Annotated in this window: 12 protein-coding genes; all 12 read right to left on the reverse strand. The window is 73.9% G+C overall.

The window, feature by feature from the left end:
* Positions 1-19 precede the first annotated feature (19 nt).
* The 12 genes from AB4K12_RS29365 to AB4K12_RS29420 all read right to left on the reverse strand — a co-directional run bounded on the left by AB4K12_RS29365 (position 20) and on the right by AB4K12_RS29420 (position 15,096).
* A complete protein-coding gene (locus AB4K12_RS29365; RefSeq protein ID WP_368437649.1) occupies positions 20-1,396 on the reverse strand; it encodes a hypothetical protein in 1,377 nt (458 codons plus the stop codon).
* The gene (locus AB4K12_RS29370; RefSeq protein ID WP_368437651.1) at positions 1,393-2,667 is read right to left on the reverse strand and encodes an ATP-grasp domain-containing protein; all 1,275 of its coding nucleotides are present in this window, start codon (positions 2,665-2,667) and stop codon (positions 1,393-1,395) included. Before AB4K12_RS29370 ends, AB4K12_RS29365 begins: the two co-directional genes overlap by 4 nt.
* Positions 2,664-3,980: an MFS transporter gene (locus AB4K12_RS29375; RefSeq protein WP_368437652.1), complete on the reverse strand. Its 1,317-nt coding sequence runs from the start codon at positions 3,978-3,980 to the stop codon at positions 2,664-2,666. The genes AB4K12_RS29370 and AB4K12_RS29375 overlap by 4 nt, the downstream gene beginning before the upstream one ends.
* On the reverse strand, positions 3,973-4,446 hold the full coding sequence (locus AB4K12_RS29380) for a redoxin domain-containing protein (protein WP_368437654.1): 474 nt from the start codon (positions 4,444-4,446) through the stop codon (positions 3,973-3,975). Before AB4K12_RS29380 ends, AB4K12_RS29375 begins: the two co-directional genes overlap by 8 nt.
* Before the next feature lie 41 nt (positions 4,447-4,487).
* Complete coding sequence (locus tag AB4K12_RS29385) at positions 4,488-5,822, reverse strand: glutamine synthetase family protein (RefSeq protein ID WP_368437656.1); 1,335 nt, start codon at positions 5,820-5,822, stop codon at positions 4,488-4,490.
* Complete coding sequence (locus AB4K12_RS29390) at positions 5,819-7,249, reverse strand: SidA/IucD/PvdA family monooxygenase (protein WP_368437657.1); 1,431 nt, start codon at positions 7,247-7,249, stop codon at positions 5,819-5,821. The genes AB4K12_RS29385 and AB4K12_RS29390 overlap by 4 nt, the downstream gene beginning before the upstream one ends.
* Positions 7,250-7,261: 12 nt before the next feature.
* A complete protein-coding gene (locus AB4K12_RS29395) occupies positions 7,262-8,497 on the reverse strand; it encodes an NAD(P)/FAD-dependent oxidoreductase (protein ID WP_368437659.1) in 1,236 nt (411 codons plus the stop codon).
* Between the two features lie 29 nt (positions 8,498-8,526).
* Positions 8,527-9,816 (reverse strand): ATP-grasp domain-containing protein, encoded by a 1,290-nt coding sequence (locus AB4K12_RS29400; protein WP_368437660.1) that lies wholly within the window; start codon positions 9,814-9,816, stop codon positions 8,527-8,529.
* Positions 9,817-10,298: 482 nt separating this feature from the next.
* Positions 10,299-10,829: a gamma carbonic anhydrase family protein gene (locus tag AB4K12_RS29405; RefSeq protein WP_362254859.1), complete on the reverse strand. Its 531-nt coding sequence runs from the start codon at positions 10,827-10,829 to the stop codon at positions 10,299-10,301.
* 156 nt (positions 10,830-10,985) lie between these two features.
* A complete protein-coding gene (locus AB4K12_RS29410; RefSeq protein WP_368437662.1) occupies positions 10,986-11,654 on the reverse strand; it encodes a DedA family protein in 669 nt (222 codons plus the stop codon).
* Between the two features lie 159 nt (positions 11,655-11,813).
* Positions 11,814-12,509 (reverse strand): hypothetical protein, encoded by a 696-nt coding sequence (locus AB4K12_RS29415; protein WP_368437664.1) that lies wholly within the window; start codon positions 12,507-12,509, stop codon positions 11,814-11,816.
* Between the two features lie 31 nt (positions 12,510-12,540).
* Entirely contained in the window at positions 12,541-15,096 is a 2,556-nt protein-coding gene (locus AB4K12_RS29420) for a glycosyltransferase (RefSeq protein ID WP_368437666.1), read from the reverse strand.
* Positions 15,097-15,101 lie beyond the last annotated feature (5 nt).

Raw genomic sequence — 15,101 nt, forward strand, 5'->3', positions numbered from 1 at the left:
GGGGCCGGCTCAGCCGCGGTCAGGGGCGGCCGGCCTGGAAGACGCAGCCGGCGTAGGCCTTGTTGTCGTACGAGATCACGTCGGCCCGGTCGGTGGGCAGGCCCCGCAGAAAGGCTCCGGCGTACCGCCGGCCGATCAGGAAGGCGCCCCAGTTGAGCGCCCAGGAGGAGGGCCCGTCCGCGCTCCGGCCGGGGAACGCCTCGGGGTACGGGGTGACGAGCTCCTGCACGATGTACCGGCCCCGCGCCGCCTGGTCCAGGGCGTCGGCCCACTCCTGCTCGCCCACGCTGCGGCCGAGCACGGTGCCGACGCCGCCGAGGCCGTGCGAGGGCTTGATGACGAGGTCCTCACGGTGCCGGGCGCAGTACGCGAGCAGGTCCACCTCCTCGCCGCGCACCTCGGCGGGACCGTCCCCGAGCTCGTGGGTCCAGGGCAGGAACCGTTCCACCAGGGCCTTCTCGGCCGGCTCGTAGGTGCTGCGGCAGCGCTCCTCCCACAGCATGGCCAGCGCCCGCTTGTTCCCGTGCATGGAGGTGCGCAGCGGGGACACCACCGGCGTGCCGCAGCGCGCGAAGGCGTCGAGGAGCTCCTCGGCCCGGGCGAGGGAGGCGGCGTCGGCGGTCAGCTCGCCGAGCGTGAAATAGCGGTGGACGACGTCGACGGCGCGGCCGTCGACGGTGATCCGGCCGCCGCTCTCCCGCACCTGGCCCGTGTGGCAGGGGACGGCCTCGACGCCGTACCGCTCCAGCAGCGCGGCCAGCGCGCGGATCTTGGGTTCCGTCTTGCGGTACCCGGGCCACCAGTCCATGAGCGCGACGGTGGGAGTGTCCCCGTCGCATCCGGCGTTCCTCGCCGTCGCGCGGAGGAGATCGGCGAGCGCGCCGACGGCGTCGGGGAACCTCAGGTCCTCCCTCGCCGCGAAGCCGGCCAGCCTCTCGTCCTCCAGCAGCAGCCGGTTGAGCTCGGGCGTGTCGAACCCGCCGAGCGCGCTGCTGATGTTGAACTCCAGCAGCCGGAAGCCCGTCGCGTCGTGGTAGAGGTCCGCGCGGCCGATCCGGGCGGGCTCGGGTACGGGCGGCCGCAGGGCGATCCGCGCCTGCTCGGGACGCAGTCCCACGGCGGCGGCGAAGGCGTGCGCGTCGCCGTCGAAGAGCCGGTCGGGCAGGGAGAAGAGCAGGTCGAGCACGCCGTTGAGATCGCTCTCCAGCCGCTCCACCTCCACCGCCTCCAGAAAGGCCGGGCGGGTCAGGAAGCGGTCCTCGAGCGCTCCGTGCACGGCCTCGAGCCGCGCCGGGTCCGGGGAATCGGGCCACACGGCGGCCGTGCCGGCGGGCGATCCGAGATAGCGCTCGGTCAGCGCGTTGCGGGCGAGGAGCGTGGGCGGGGCGGCGGTCATCGGCCTTCTCGGCTCTCGGTGCTGTGCGGGGACGAGGGGGTGGTGCGGAGGGTGACGTGCGCGAGCGCGCCACGGGCACGGTCGAGCGCCTCGTCGGCCGTGGCGGCCACCGCGGTCACGGAGCCGCACCGGTCGCCGGACCCGCGCAGGGGGGACACGGTGTCCCCGACCCGGGTGCCGGGGGCGACGGCCACGACGCCCGGCCCCTGGGCGGCCGTTTCCCAGCCGGAGACCTCGGTGGCGACGCCGGGGGCGGCGGTCAGGAACCAGGTGGCGGCGGCGCCTGCCGGGTCCTCGGCCGGGGCGGGGGGTTCGACGCCCGCGATCTGGGCCGCCAGGAGGTCCCGGATGTCCACGCCGAGGACGTGGCGGACGAGGTCGACGATGCCGTCGCCACCGGGGCGGTTGTGCGACTCGACGACACGGGGTCCGTTCGCCGTGAGGATGATCTCGGTGTGGGCGGGCCCCTCGACGAAGCCCATGGCGTCGAGGAACCGGCGGGTCGCCTCCTCGAGGGCGGCACGCTCCTCCGCGCCGACCCGGGCGGGGACGACGTGGCCGATCTCGACGGCGCCCGCCCCGGTGAACTTCTCGGTCAGGGCGAGGACGCGGTGCCGCCCCCGATCCGTGAACGTCTCGACGCTGAACTCCGGTCCGTCCAGGAACTCCTCGGCGAGCATCACCCCCGGCAGGTCGCCGACGCGCGCCCGCGCGTGGGCGACGGCGTCCTCGTCCCGGACGATCGAGATGTCCGCGCTGCCGGAGCCGTCCCGCGGCTTGAGGACGACGGGCAGGCCGACCCGGGCCACGAACGCGTCCACGTCCTCGGGCGTGCGCATCACCCGCGCCCGCACGGCGCCCGCGTCCGCGAGGGACTCCGCGCGCTGCCGCATCAGCGACTTGTCCTTGAGGATCCGTACGGTCTCCAGCGGGTTCCCGCCGAGGCCGAGGGTGTCACCGATCCGGGCGGCGGCCGTCAGGAACCGCTCCCGCACGGTGACCACGCGACGCAGCGGGAGGACCTGGTGCATCGCCACGGCCCTGCGGACCCACTCGTCCTCGGATCCGTCGGTGAGCAGCCACGCCTCGTCGCAGGCGTCGTGGTGCGCGGGGGTGAACTCGTCGGGCGTACCGCCGTAGACGACGTACATGCCGTGGTCCCGCAGGGCCTTCGGCAGCCGGGTGCCGCCGCCGAGGACCAGGACCGAGGGGCCCCGCTGTCGTGCTCCGGTCGGCCCGGGCGCCGCGGATGCGGACGCGAAGGCGGTCATGCTGACTCCCGTACGGGTAGAGGGGCGAGGGTGGGGTCCGGGGCGTCGGACCGGGAGGCGGCGGCGCGTTCGGCGCGGCGGGCGGCCGCCGGTACGGCGGCGGAGGCCGCCGCGACGACGAGGCCGAGCAGGAGCCATCCGGAGACGGGCCGCCAGTCGGGCCCGTCGGCCAGGCACACGGTGGTGACCACAAGGGGGGCCAGCGCCGCGGTGGTGCCGCGGCCGAGGGAGAAGAAGCCCTGGTACTCGCCGTGCGAACCCGCCGGTGCGAGCTCGTAGCTGAGGCCGTAGCTGCCCGCCGACTGCCACAGTTCACCGGCGGTGTGCAGCACCATGCCGACGACCAGCAGGGTGAAGGCCAGGGGCGCGGAGCCGGCGAAGGCGGTGCAGGCGATCACCGCCCAGCCGGCCCACAGCACCCAGCCGGAGCGGCGTACCGCGGCGGCCGCGGCGGGCACCTCGCCCGTGCCCCGGGAGAAGGGGACCTGGAGGAGGACCACCAGGACGGTGTTGGCCATGATGACGGCGGAGATGCTCCACTGCGGGGCGCTGCTGTGCCCGGCGATCCACAGCGGCAGGGCGAGGGACAGCACGTCGTAATGGATGCTGGTGATCCCGCACAGGATGGTGACCAGGGTGTACGGGCGGTCGCGCAGCACCGCGCGGCGCGGCGGCTTGGACGGTCCCCCGCCGGTGGGTCCGGCGGGTTCGGCGGGCGGGACGCGCAGCAGGGGCAGCGCGGCGCCCACGTAGGCCGCGGCGTTGACGAAGATCACCGTGAGGTAGGCGGCACGCGAGTCGGCGGCCAGGGCGAGGGCGGCGAGCGCGGTGCCCAGGCTCAGGCCGGTGTTGGTCACCGACTTGAGCATGGCGCGCAGCCTCACCCGCTCCTCGCCCTGGCCCACGTTCCCGATGACGGCGCCCCGGGCGGCGTTGCCTCCGCGTTGCGCGAGGGCGGCGACCGTACTGACCAGGGCGAACGCCCACAGGGAGTGCACCAGGGAGAACGCTGCGGTGGCCACGGCCTGGCCGAGCAGGGTGACCGCGTAGGTGCCCCGCGCCCCGAAGCGGTCCGCGATCCGCCCGATCGGGACGGCGGCGGCCAGCCCGATCAGTCCGGAGACCGCGAGCCCCAGGCCGACCTTGGCGGGCGCGAGCCCTACGGAGCGGGTGAAGAACAGCGCGCTGACCGGCAGGAACAGGCCGCTGCCGGTCTGGCCCACGAGGGTGGACAGGGCCAGCGCGCGGGGCGCGCCGGGAGCCGGCAGCAGTGCCCGGATCCGGCCGCCCCGCGCGGCGGTCGGGTCAGGCACGGTCGCTCTCGTCGGCCTCGAGCTCGGCGAGCTTGTCCAGGACGAGTTCCGCGTGGCGCTCGGGGTCGGGCACCGGGTGCAGCAGGGCCCGTACGGTGCCGGCCCGGTCGAGGATCACCGCGGCGCGGGCGAACAGCGTGCGGTCGCCGGCCGTCACCTCGGCGACGCCGAGCGCCCGGCCGAGCGTCAGCTCGCCGTCGCCCACGAGCGGGTAGCCCAGGTCGCGGGTCTGCGCGAACTCGGCGAGATGGCCGGGGGCGTGCGCACTGACGCCCAGCACCCGGACGTCGGCCCGCGCGAACCGGGCGGCGTTGTCGCGCACCGTGCACAGGCCGGTCGTGCAGCCGGCCAGCTCGGGAAGGACCTCGCCGATCCCCGGCTCGGTGATGAAGAACAGCGCGGTCCACCGGTGCTCGGGGGAGGGAACGGCGGCGGGGCCTTCGGTCGTCTCGACGGTGATGTGCATGCAGAGTCCTCGGTGTGGGGGTGTACGGGTGCTGGTGGCGGTCAGACGGAGTCGGCGTACCGCTCGATCTCCCAGGGGGTGACGAGGCGGTGCCACGACGCCCAGTCGGCACGGGAGTTGCGGACGAGGGCGTCGGCGGCGAGGTCGCCCAGGGCCCCGCGCACGGTGCCGTCCTCCTCCAGGGCCCGCAGCGCGGACGGCAGGTCGGTGGGCAGCGCGAGGATGCCGCGCGCGGCGAGGTCCCGCGGGGTCAGCTGGTCGGCCGGCTCCTCGCACGCCTCGGGCAGCTTCAGGTCGCGGTCCTGGCCGTCGGCGAACGCGGCGAGGATACCCGCGAAGAGCAGGTGGGGGTGGGCGGACGGGTCGGGGCTGCGCATCTCCAGGCGGACGGAGCGCGGTACCGCGTTGTTCCCCACGACCTTGAAGGCCGTGGACCGGTTGTGCCGGGCCCAGCTGCGGTGCACCGGAGTGCCGGAGGCGGGAACGAGGCGCTTGTAGGAGTTGACGGTCGGGTTGCCGAGCGCCGTCAGCGCCGGCGCGTGCTCCAGGACGCCGGCGAGCGAGCCGCGGAAGAGCGCGGACATGCCGTCCGGGTCGGTGCCGTCGTGGAACAGCGCCTCGGCGGACGCCTCGGTGCCCTCCAGGGAGACGTGCACGTGCAGGGCGTTCCCGTAGAGATGGGCGAGGGGCTTGGGCATGAAGACGGCGGTCAGGCCGCGGCGGCGGGCCATGACCCGTGCCGTGTGCTTGAGCAGCAGCAGCCGGTCCGCGGTCGACAGCGCGTCGCCGTGGCGGAAGACGAGCTCGCGCTGGCCCGCGCACACCTCGTGGTGGTGCCCGTCGACGGTCAGGCCCATCCGTGCCAGGGCCTCGGCGATGTCCCGGCAGACCTCGTCGGCCTCCTCGTCCACGCTCAGGTCCCAGTAGCCGGCGCCGTCGGCCGGTTCGCCCGCGGTGCCGGGGGCTCCGGGCCGCAGAAGGTAGAACTCGGCCTCGACTCCGAAGACGGGACGCTGCCCGCGGGCCTCCGACGCCCGGACCGCCTGCCGCAGCACCGCGCGGGGGTCCGCGGCGAACGGCCGGCCGGCGGTGTCCTGGATGTCGCAGAAGACCATGCCGACGGTGCGCCCGGAGGGAGTGGTCCAGGGCCGCTGCACATACGTCGACGGGTCCGGGACCAGCCGCAGGTCGCTGTGCTCGGGGTCGCCGTAGCCCAGGACCACGGACCCGTCGAGGGTCCAGCCCCCGTCGCGCACCTCGGCCCAGCGGGCGGCGGGGATCTCCAGGGTCTTGAGGCGTCCGGCGATGTCGGTGAAGAGCAGCTGGACGAAGTCGGCGTCCTCGACGAGGCGGGCGGCCGGTGAAGATGCGGTCATCGCTGTGCTGCTCCCGAGGTGTCCAGGTGGTGCGAGCCGGGTGCGCCGGCCCGTGCGGTCGTGCGGCTGCCGGAGCGGGCCTCGGCCACCGCGGTGTCGTCGGCGTGCACGTCCGGCACGTACCGGGCGAGCACCCGGTCGGAGAGCAGGCCGAGGGAACTCAGGTTGGGGAAGCCCGGGCCCTGCGCCAGGGCGGCCAGGTTCGGCAGGTGCAGGGGGGCGGGCAGGCCGGGCACCGCGAGGGAGGAGTCGATGGACCGCTCGATCCGCTCACGGGTCACGGCCCCGCCGAGCGCGGCCCGCAGGGCTTCCTCGGCCAGGGGACCGAGCAGCCCGGTGAACCACAGCGGGTCGCCACCGGTGGCGTCGACGACCAGGTCGGCGCGGTGGAGCCGCTGCTGCTCGCCGTAGGCGATCTCCACCGCGACCTGGCCGTCGGCGGGGCGGGTACCGACGACACGGCCCGGTTCCCAGGAGACGTTGGTGGTCAGGGCGAGGTCGCTCTGCACCTCCTGGGAGAAGACCGCGCGGTCGGTGCGCCGGATGAACTCCTGCCGGTCCGTCTCGGACAGGCCGGCCCAGCCGGTGGGGTCGCTGTAATAGCGGTTCTCGAAGGGGCTCTCGCCCCGGCTGTAGAGCGTGGCCCGGGGAGCGACGACGGTGACCTTGCGGTCCTGGCCGAGGGCGAGTTCGCGCACGATGGTGCCGGCGGTCTCGCCCGCCCCCACCACGACCACGGTCTCGGCCCAGTCCGGGAAGCCCTCGACGGCCATCTTCCAGAAGCCCGCGGTGTCCAGCACCCGGGCGCCGTCGGCCGGCAGGACGCCCGCGGCCGGGCCCGGTCCGGAGACCAGGAGGCCGCAGCCGTGCACCGCGAAGCGGTCCGCCCCGTCGTCGACGGTCAGCGCCCAGTCCCCGCCCCGCAGTTCGGCGGCGCGGACCTCCCCGGTGACCGTGCGCAGGCCCGACCGGTCGGCCGCCCACTCCAGGTAGTCGGCCCATTCCCGGTGGCTCGGCTGCGGCCGGCTGCGGTCGATCCAGCGCGCGTACAGCCCCCGGTCCTGCAGGTGGCTGGCCCAGCTGAAGCCTGCCATCCGCTGGGCGATCTCACCCGTGACCGGATCGTGGGACTCTCCCCAGGTGGTGCAGTCGTACGGGAAGCCGAGGTCCTTCTCGGGCAGGGTGCCGAGCCGCTGCCTGCCATTGGTCCAGCCCCGTCCCGCCAGCCAGTTCGCGGCGGTGCGGTCGCGCTCGAGGGCGACGATCTCGGGGACGTCGAAGCCGACGGCGCGCAGCACGCTCGACTTCACCGCGAGGGCGACGGCCTTGGGACCCGCGCCGATCACCAGGAGAGGAGCGCCGCCGTGCCGGCTCGTGCTCCGGGTTCCGGCGACGGAGGCCGGGAAAAGCGTTGATGACTGTGACATGGTGGCTCCTGCTCAGAGGAAGCGGGCGGGGTCGAACGCGGCGGGTATGCCGTCCCCCCGGCCGCCGAGGATCCGCTCCGCGAGTTGTTCCGGCATGACCTGCGAGTACGGCATGCCGTGGCCGTTGAACGCGGCCATCACCCACAGACCGTCCGCGCCCGGCCAGGCACCGACCAGCGGGCAGCGGTCCGGGGTGAACGCCATGACGCCGCTCCACGCGCGCACCACCGGCACGCCGGTGGCCTCGGGCAGCAGGGAGGGAAGCGCCTCGGCCAGCCGATCGGCCAGCTCCGGGGAGAAGGCCGGGGTGTTGCCGTCCTCCGGCAGGTCGATGCCCTCGTCACGGCCCGGGACGGTGTTGCGCAGACCGCCGATGAGCAGCGAGCCGTCCGGGGTCTGACCGCCGTACAGCAGGCCGCGGTCGAGCCCCCACTGCGGAATGCGGAAGGACACGGGTGCGGTCTGCACCAGCTGTCCGCGCACCGGGGTGATGACCGGGGCGAGCTCGGGCAGCAGCCGGGGCGTCCAGGCGTTGAGCGCGACGACCACCTGGTCCGCGATCACCTGGCCGGCGTCGGTGGTCACGAGCCATCCGCCGCCGGCGGCCGGCTCCACGGACGTCACCGTGATGCCGCACGCGAACTCCGCGCCGTGGCGCGCGGCCGCGTCCGCCATGCCCCGGACGTACGCCACCGAGTGGACCGCGTCCTGGTCCGGCCGGTGGAGCCCGCCCAGGACGGTGTCCGGGAGGTCGGTGCCGAACACCTCGCGCGCCGCCGGGAGGTCCAGCCAGTCGGCGGCGATGCCGTCCGCGCGCAGCGCCCCGGCGGTCCGCTCGAGTTCGGCGGCCTCGTCCTCGGTGACGGCGAGGTCGAGCTTCGTGGTGGGGAAGCGGGTCGCCTCCAGTCCCTCGCGTGCGGCGACTTCGCGCACCAGGTCCCGGTTGACGAGGGTGGCCCGGTAGATGGCCAGCGCCTCGTCGTGCCCGAACTTCTCGATCGCGAGGGCGTGCTGGGCGTTGCCGCCCTGGATGAGCCGTCCGGCGTTGCGGCCCGAGGAGCCCATGGCCGGGGCGGGGTTGCGGTCCAGCACCAGGGGCCGCTGCCCGGCCCTGGCCAGCCAGTACGCGAGCGTGGAGCCCATCACGCCGGCACCGAGCACGCAGACGCCGGTGCGTCGCGGCAAGGCCGCGCCGCCGGTGGTCCATTCCGGGCCGGTGGCCAGCCAGTAGGAGTCAGGAGATTGCATGGGAGTCCTTGTCGGGATGCCGGTGGTCATCAGGTCCAGCACTCGGAACTGGGCAGGCGGCGGGCGGGCGGCTCGCCGGGGGCCGCCGGGGAGGTGACGACGGAGACCGTCGCGGCGATGCGCTCGGCCCGCTCGACGGCGGACGCCGTGTCGTCCCCGACGGTGATGACGTAGCCGAGGCGGTGCAGATTGGTGGTGACCGGTTCGACGACGTCGCCGGGCCGGGTCAGCAGGACGAGCCGCTCGCGGGCGGGGTCGAGCCGGGCCGACGCCTCGGCGACGCCGTCGATGCGGCGGACGACGCCGGGCTCGCCCGTGAGGAAGCGGATCGCCGCGCCCGAGGTGAACGCGGTCCGCTCGAGGGCGTCGAGGTCGACCGGCCGGCCGAGCGCGAGATCCGCCGCGATGCCGTAGACGTCCACCCCGCCGGCGAGCCGGATGAGGTCCAGGATGCAGTCGCCGGCGGGCCGGGGGTTGACCTCGATGATCCGGGGGCCGTCGGCCGTGAGGATCATCTCGGTGTGCGCGATGCCGTGGTCGTAGCCGACGGCCTTCAGCGCGGCGGCCGCGATGTCGCGCACCTCCTGGTCCAGGCCGCCGCCGAGACGGGCCGGCATGGCCTGACCGAGCTCGACGAACGCCTCACCACGGGTGCTGAGCTTCTCGGTGCAGGCCACGACCACCGTGCGGCCGTCGACGGTGACCGTCTCGACGCTGATCTCCTCACCGATCAGCTCCTCTTCGGCGAGGAGGCTGCCGGTCTTGGTGAACGGCGCCGCCGCGTCCCAGGCCGCGTCGAGCTCGCTCGCGTCGCCGGCCCGCACCACACCGCGCCCCGCCGAGGAGTCGGCGGGCTTGACGATGAGGGGGAAGGCGAGGCCGGCGATCGCCGCCTGCCGGTCCGCCGTGGCGGTGACGGCCGCGTCGAGCACGCGGAAGCGCGGCCCGGGCACTCCGGACGCGGCGAAGCGCTCACGGGCCCAGGTCTTGTCGGTGAGGTTGCTCAGGGTGCTCGGCGAGCAGCCCGGCAGGCCGAACTCCTCGGCGAGCCGCGCCACGAGGGGCAGGGTCGAGTCGAGGAAGCCGATGACGCCCTTCTCGCCCGGAGCCGCGGCCAGCGCGGCGCGGCAGGCCTCGTACACCTCCTCGGCAGGGCGTTCCGGCGAGAGCGGAATCTGCTGGTCCGCCAGCCTGAGGTAGGCGGCGGTGGCGCTCTCCGCGACCGCCAGTCCGAAATCCGTCCGGGCGGCCCACGAGGACAGCGCCTGCTCGCGCAGGCAGCCCACACGGACCAGCAACAGGAGGGCTTTCGCGTCCATTGCCACAACTTTCGTTCAAGAGAGGTCATTTGACAGCACAAGTACGGTTCGGCGCGTTGGATCATGAACCCGCCACCGGCGTGATGTCAACGAATGGATGAACAAACCGCAAATGTCACCTGAACATCAGGTGAACACCGATGGATGGAGATACGTCCGGTTGCCATGTCGGACGGCGGATCATGGACGCTACAGCGCCCAAACCTCTCCGTTGGCTGGAAAAACGGCCAGAACGATGGCCTGTTTAGGTGACGGGGTCATGACCGTGAGAGATATGGAATCATCCCTTCCGAGAGCTGCGGGACGTCCTGACGGCACGTCAGGCGCGAGGAGTCGCAAGGGGTGTCGACCGCAGGTCGGACGGGAAACGAGATGCTCATGGCGGGCCGGCGGGCGGCGCGCCAGGGTGTGCCGAGGTAACAGCGGGTACGGCGGGGCGCTCCCCCGGCCGTCCGGAGTGCCGGGGGGATCCGGCCCGGCGGTCAGCCGCCGAGCGCCGCGCGGTGGTCGCGGGCCAGGCCCAGGTACATCGCGGCGTTGATCCTGATGTGCTCGCGCTCCTCGTCGGTGAGCTGCCGCCGCACCTTGGCGGGAACTCCGGCGACCAGCGAGCCGGGCGGCACGTCCATGCCCTGCGGGACGAGCGCCTGGGCGGCGACGAGCGAGCCGGCCCCGATCGTGGCGCCGTTGAGGACGGTGGCGCCCATGCCGATCAGGACGTCGTCCCCGACCGTGCAGCCGTGCAGCACGGCGTTGTGCCCGACCGTCACCCGCTCGCCGACGGTCACGGGGAAGCCCGGGTCGACGTGGACGGTGCAGTTGTCCTGGATGTTGCTGTCGGCGCCGAGGACGATGGGGCCGCAGTCGGCGCGCAGCACGGCGTGGTACCAGACGCTCGAGCCGGCCGCCAGGGTGACGTCCCCGAGCACGACGGAGGTCGGCGCGGTGAAGGCCTCCGGGTCGACGTCCGGTTCCTTGCCGCCCACTCCGGCGATCAGCGCCCGCTCCCCCATGACCCTCTCCTCACCCCGTACCGGCCTGCTGCAGGGCACGGTAGTGGGTGGACACCGGCGCCACGCCCGCGTGGGGCCAAGATCACACGCGAACGGCCCCCGGCCGGAGCCGGGGGCCGTTCGCGTGCCCTGCCGTGGTTCGAGGAGCAGTGCCGCCTAGTCCGCCGCGACCGCCTCGGTCTCGGCGGGGCGTCCGGCCGGCTCCGCGGCGGCCTGTGCGTCCCCGGCCTTCTTGGCCTTGATCCGCATCACGACGAACGAGCCCAGGCCGAAGAGCACGGCGGCGACCAGCCCGAGCCAGGAGAACTTCTTCAGCCACTCCTCGGCGACCTTGCCCACGGAGTAGATCACCGCGACCGTACCGCCGGCCCAGACGATGCCGCCGAGGACGTTGGCGATCAGGAACTTCCAGTACGGCATCTTCAGCACGCCCGCGAGCGGGCCGGCGAAGATCCGCAGCAGAGCGATGAAACGGCCGACGAAGACGGCCCACATGCCCCACTTCTGGAACGACCGCTCGGCGGTGGCCACGTGGTGCGGACCGAAGTGCTTGGGGAACTTGCGGCCGAGCCACTCCAGCAGCGGCTTGCCGCCCTTGCGGCCGATGAGATAGCCGATCGAGTCGCCGATGATCGCGCCCGCGACGGCGCACGCGCCCAGGATGTACGGATTGATGTGGTCCTGCGTGGCGGCGAGCAGCGTGGCGCTGACGAGGACGATCTCACCGGGAAGCGGGATGCCCAGGCTCTCCAGCCCGATGACCCCGCCCACCAGGAGGTAGACGACGATCGCCGGAACTGTCTCGAGCCACTCCTGGATGTGCAACGCCGGTTCCTCCCGTTGAACGATCTGCTTCCCGGCGTGCGCCGCATCGGCGCACGCCAGGAAGCCTACTGGAGGTGAAGACTCACCGAGGCGCTCGACGGTTGAGGTCGGATGGCATCGATCCGGTTACACGTTCGACCGCGAGCGCCACGGGTGCGGTCATGCCGTGGGCGCCGCGAGGCCCATGGCGATGAAGTGGAACGGCAGGCGTCCCCACGTCCCGCTCGTGCTCGCGGTGTAGATCGTGGCTGTGGTCGTGGACACGCCCGCGACGGTGACGATCGCCGTCGCACTGCCCTGCGCCGAGGTGGCCACGACGACGGGCGGCGAGGTGAAGGCCTTGGTGAACGTGATCGTGAAGGTCGAGGTCCCTCCCCAGACCGCGGTGAACCCGGAGCCCGAGATGATGTTCGCGTTGGCCCCGATGGTTCCGTACACCCGACGCTCCACCGGCTGCGGAGCGCTGACGCGGAAGCTGAGCTTCGAGGTGGTGGCGCCTATGATGAGGCCGTCCGTGACAGTGCGGTCACCTGGAGTGGCGTTCGGCAGGGCCTGGACGTTGACGGAGTAGAACCCCTCCGGCTTGTTGCCGATCGCCTCGGCCTTGAAGCGCACGAGTCGGCCGTTGGGGTCGCGGCTCTCGATCGGCAGCGGCCGGTTGATGCCGGAGTCCAGGTTCATGTAGCGGATCTCGCCGGTCGGGGGGAAGACCAGGCCATCGGGGAGCTTGACCTGGATGATCTCGCCGGGGCCGACCGGGTCGCCGTCGACGTACACCTCGATCGCGAACGAGGCGTTGGCCCCGGGCTGCAGGACCTGCGGGTTCGGGTTGCCCTGAGCGATGTGGAATGCCATGTCTCTGCTTCCTTCTTCTGTGGGTGAGTGGTCACCCGTCGGTGACGGGTGCCTCGTGCGGGGGCCGGATGCCCGGGGTGACCCGGTGGTAGGCCGCGAGCTGCGCGGCGGCGATCCGGTCCCAGTCCAGGTGGGCCACTGTGGGTGGCCCCTTCGCGCCCAGCGCCGCGCAGCGGGCCGGGTCACGGGTGAGGGTGGTGAGGGCGGTGGCGTAGGCGTCGAGGTCGCCGGGCGGGACGCGCACGCCCACGTCGTCGGTGACCAGGTCGCGCAGGCGGGGGATGTCGAAGGCCAGCACGGGGGTGCCGGTGGCCAGGGCCTCGGCGGCGACCATGCCGAAGGTCTCCTGGCGGCTGGGCACGCAGGCCAGGCGGGCCGAGGCCAGCAGGTCGAAGCGGGCCGGGCCGTCGACACGGCCCAGCCAGCGGACGCGGTCGGCGATGCCGAGCCCGTCGGCCAGGGCGCGGGCGGTGGCGGCGTGGGGGCCGTCGCCGGCGATGTGCAGGGCAGCGGTGGTGCGGGGGGCGGCGAGCGCGTAGGCGCGCAGCAGCAGGTCCAGGCCCTTGGAGGTCGTCTCGAGGCGGCCCAGGTAGAGCACGTGATCGCCCCGTTCGACGCGGGGGCGGGTGAACGCGGCCCGGTCGACGCCGTTGGGGATCACCTCGACGTGGGCGGCCGGGTTGCGTCCGCGCAGCTCGGCGCCGAGGTCGTCGCTGACGGCGAGGAGTGTGGTGTGGGAGGCGAGGCCGCGTCGTTCGACGGCGCCGAAGGGCAGGTGGAACTCGCGGGCCTTGTCCGCCGCGAACAGCCACTGCACGAGCCCGACGACCGGCCTGCGGGTCAGGTAGGGGACGCAGACGGACGAGAAGGGGGCTGCGAAGTCCTCCACCACGACGTCCGGGTCGTAGCGGCGCGTCAGCCATGGCAGGCGCGTGACGATCGCCGCGAAGTAGGCGATCTGGGAGGTGAAACGGCTGCGGGCGAGCGGCCCGGGGTGTGCGGGCAGAGGTACGTAGCGAACACCGTCACGGACGGTTTCGGTGGCGCCGGGCCAGGGGGCGACGACGACGGTCACCTCGACGCCGCGCGCGGCCAGCCGTCGGTTGACCTCGTGCGTACGGACCGATCCGCCGCCCGCGCCGGGCCGCCGCGGGTCCTCGAAGCCGAGGTGGAGCACGCGGTACGGGCCGGGGCGGCGGGGTCGGGTGCGGGCGGCCAGGCCCGCGCCGCCCAGCACGGCGAGTGCCGCGAGGGCCCACGGCAGGGGGTACGGCCGCAGGGTGAGCAGCGCACAGGCGGCGACGCCGCCCGCCAGGAGCGGCCCGGCAGCCCCTGCGACCGGTCCGAGTCCGCCGACCCGGCGCCGCGCCCGCCGAACCGCCACCACCGCGACAGCACAGGTCACGGCGGCCGAACACCAGGCCAGGGCCAGTGGGCGAGCTGCGGTGAGCCCGTAGCCGGCACCTCCGATCAGGCAGGCGAGGGCCAGCGTGACGACGACCGGCCGGGCCGGGCCCCAGGCCTGGAACACCACGGTCGCCAGGACGATCGTGGCGCCCGCGAACCCGGCCAGGGCCAGCGGTGGCATCAGCACGGCCGAAGCCGTGTAGTGCCGGGGCAGCACAAGCCCCACCACCGCGTCGGGGCAGGTGGCGATGGTGACGGTGACAGCGGTTCCGGTGATCCAGTGCAGTCGCAGCGCCGTGCGGAAGCGATCACGTGCCTCGTGGGAAGGCCCGGCCGCGAGCCGGGGGAAGACGGCGGTGGCCAGAGCGGTCGACAGGAAGAGCGGCACCCGGGCGAGAACGAGCAGCGCCTGGTACGGCGCCAGCTCGGCCGAGCCGCCCCGCACCGCCACCGCGACCACCACGTCCAGGGTGAACAGCACGCAGGTGAGGACCTGGATGCCGCCGATGGCGGCGGCGTGCCGCCACAACCCGTGGTGGCCGGGGGCCGGCTCGGCCGGCCCACACGCTGCCGGCTCCCCTCGCAGGGCGAGGAGCCCGGCGGCGGCCGTGACCCCCGCGCCGGCGGCGAAGGCGCCGATGGCCCCGGCACTCCCCCACCCCGCCGCGACGGCCCCGACGGTGGCGGCGATACGGACGGCCACCTCGGCGACCCGCAGCGCCGCCAGGCCGGCGAAGCGCTCGAGACCCTGCAGATAACCGGCTCCCACCGAGTTGAGCCAGAGCATCACGCATGCCGCCGCCAGCCCGGCGAGCGGGCCCGGCCCGGCATACGAGGCCACAGCCCCGCACGCCGCGGCTGCCGTCAGGAAGCCCAGGCCGAGCGCCAGCCACAGGCACGTACGCACCGCCATCCACCGTCGTGCGCTGCCCGGGGCGCTGTCGGCGACCTCGCGGGCCAGCACCCAGGGAACGGTGGCACCGGCGAGCGTGCCCACGCTGAGCAGTACCGAGGAGACGGCGGCGTAGACGGTGAAGTCGGGCGCGGCCAGGCGGTGGACGAGGAACAGGGAGAGGCCGTAGTTTCCCGCGCCGACCAGCACGGCGGAGAGGGCGAGAGGCAGAGCCCCACGGACCGTCCCCGTCTTCTTCGGGAGTACGGCGGGAGCAGTGGTCGTCACCATCG

The organism is Streptomyces sp. C36 (genome assembly GCF_040932295.1).
GTDB lineage: Bacteria > Actinomycetota > Actinomycetes > Streptomycetales > Streptomycetaceae > Streptomyces > Streptomyces triculaminicus.

Bases quoted from the DNA above. Each gene is read 5' to 3' on its own strand.
- AB4K12_RS29400 (WP_368437660.1), bottom strand. From the start codon at position 9,816: ATGGACGCGAAAGCCCTCCTGTTGCTGGTCCGTGTGGGCTGCCTGCGC.
- AB4K12_RS29415 (WP_368437664.1), bottom strand. From the start codon at position 12,509: ATGGCATTCCACATCGCTCAGGGCAACCCGAACCCGCAGGTCCTGCAG.
- AB4K12_RS29370 (WP_368437651.1), bottom strand. From the start codon at position 2,667: ATGACCGCCTTCGCGTCCGCATCCGCGGCGCCCGGGCCGACCGGAGCA.
- AB4K12_RS29380 (WP_368437654.1), bottom strand. From the start codon at position 4,446: ATGCACATCACCGTCGAGACGACCGAAGGCCCCGCCGCCGTTCCCTCC.
- AB4K12_RS29395 (WP_368437659.1), bottom strand. From the start codon at position 8,497: ATGCAATCTCCTGACTCCTACTGGCTGGCCACCGGCCCGGAATGGACC.
- AB4K12_RS29365 (WP_368437649.1), bottom strand. From the start codon at position 1,396: ATGACCGCCGCCCCGCCCACGCTCCTCGCCCGCAACGCGCTGACCGAG.
- AB4K12_RS29390 (WP_368437657.1), bottom strand. From the start codon at position 7,249: ATGTCACAGTCATCAACGCTTTTCCCGGCCTCCGTCGCCGGAACCCGG.
- AB4K12_RS29405 (WP_362254859.1), bottom strand. From the start codon at position 10,829: ATGGGGGAGCGGGCGCTGATCGCCGGAGTGGGCGGCAAGGAACCGGAC.
- AB4K12_RS29385 (WP_368437656.1), bottom strand. From the start codon at position 5,822: ATGACCGCATCTTCACCGGCCGCCCGCCTCGTCGAGGACGCCGACTTC.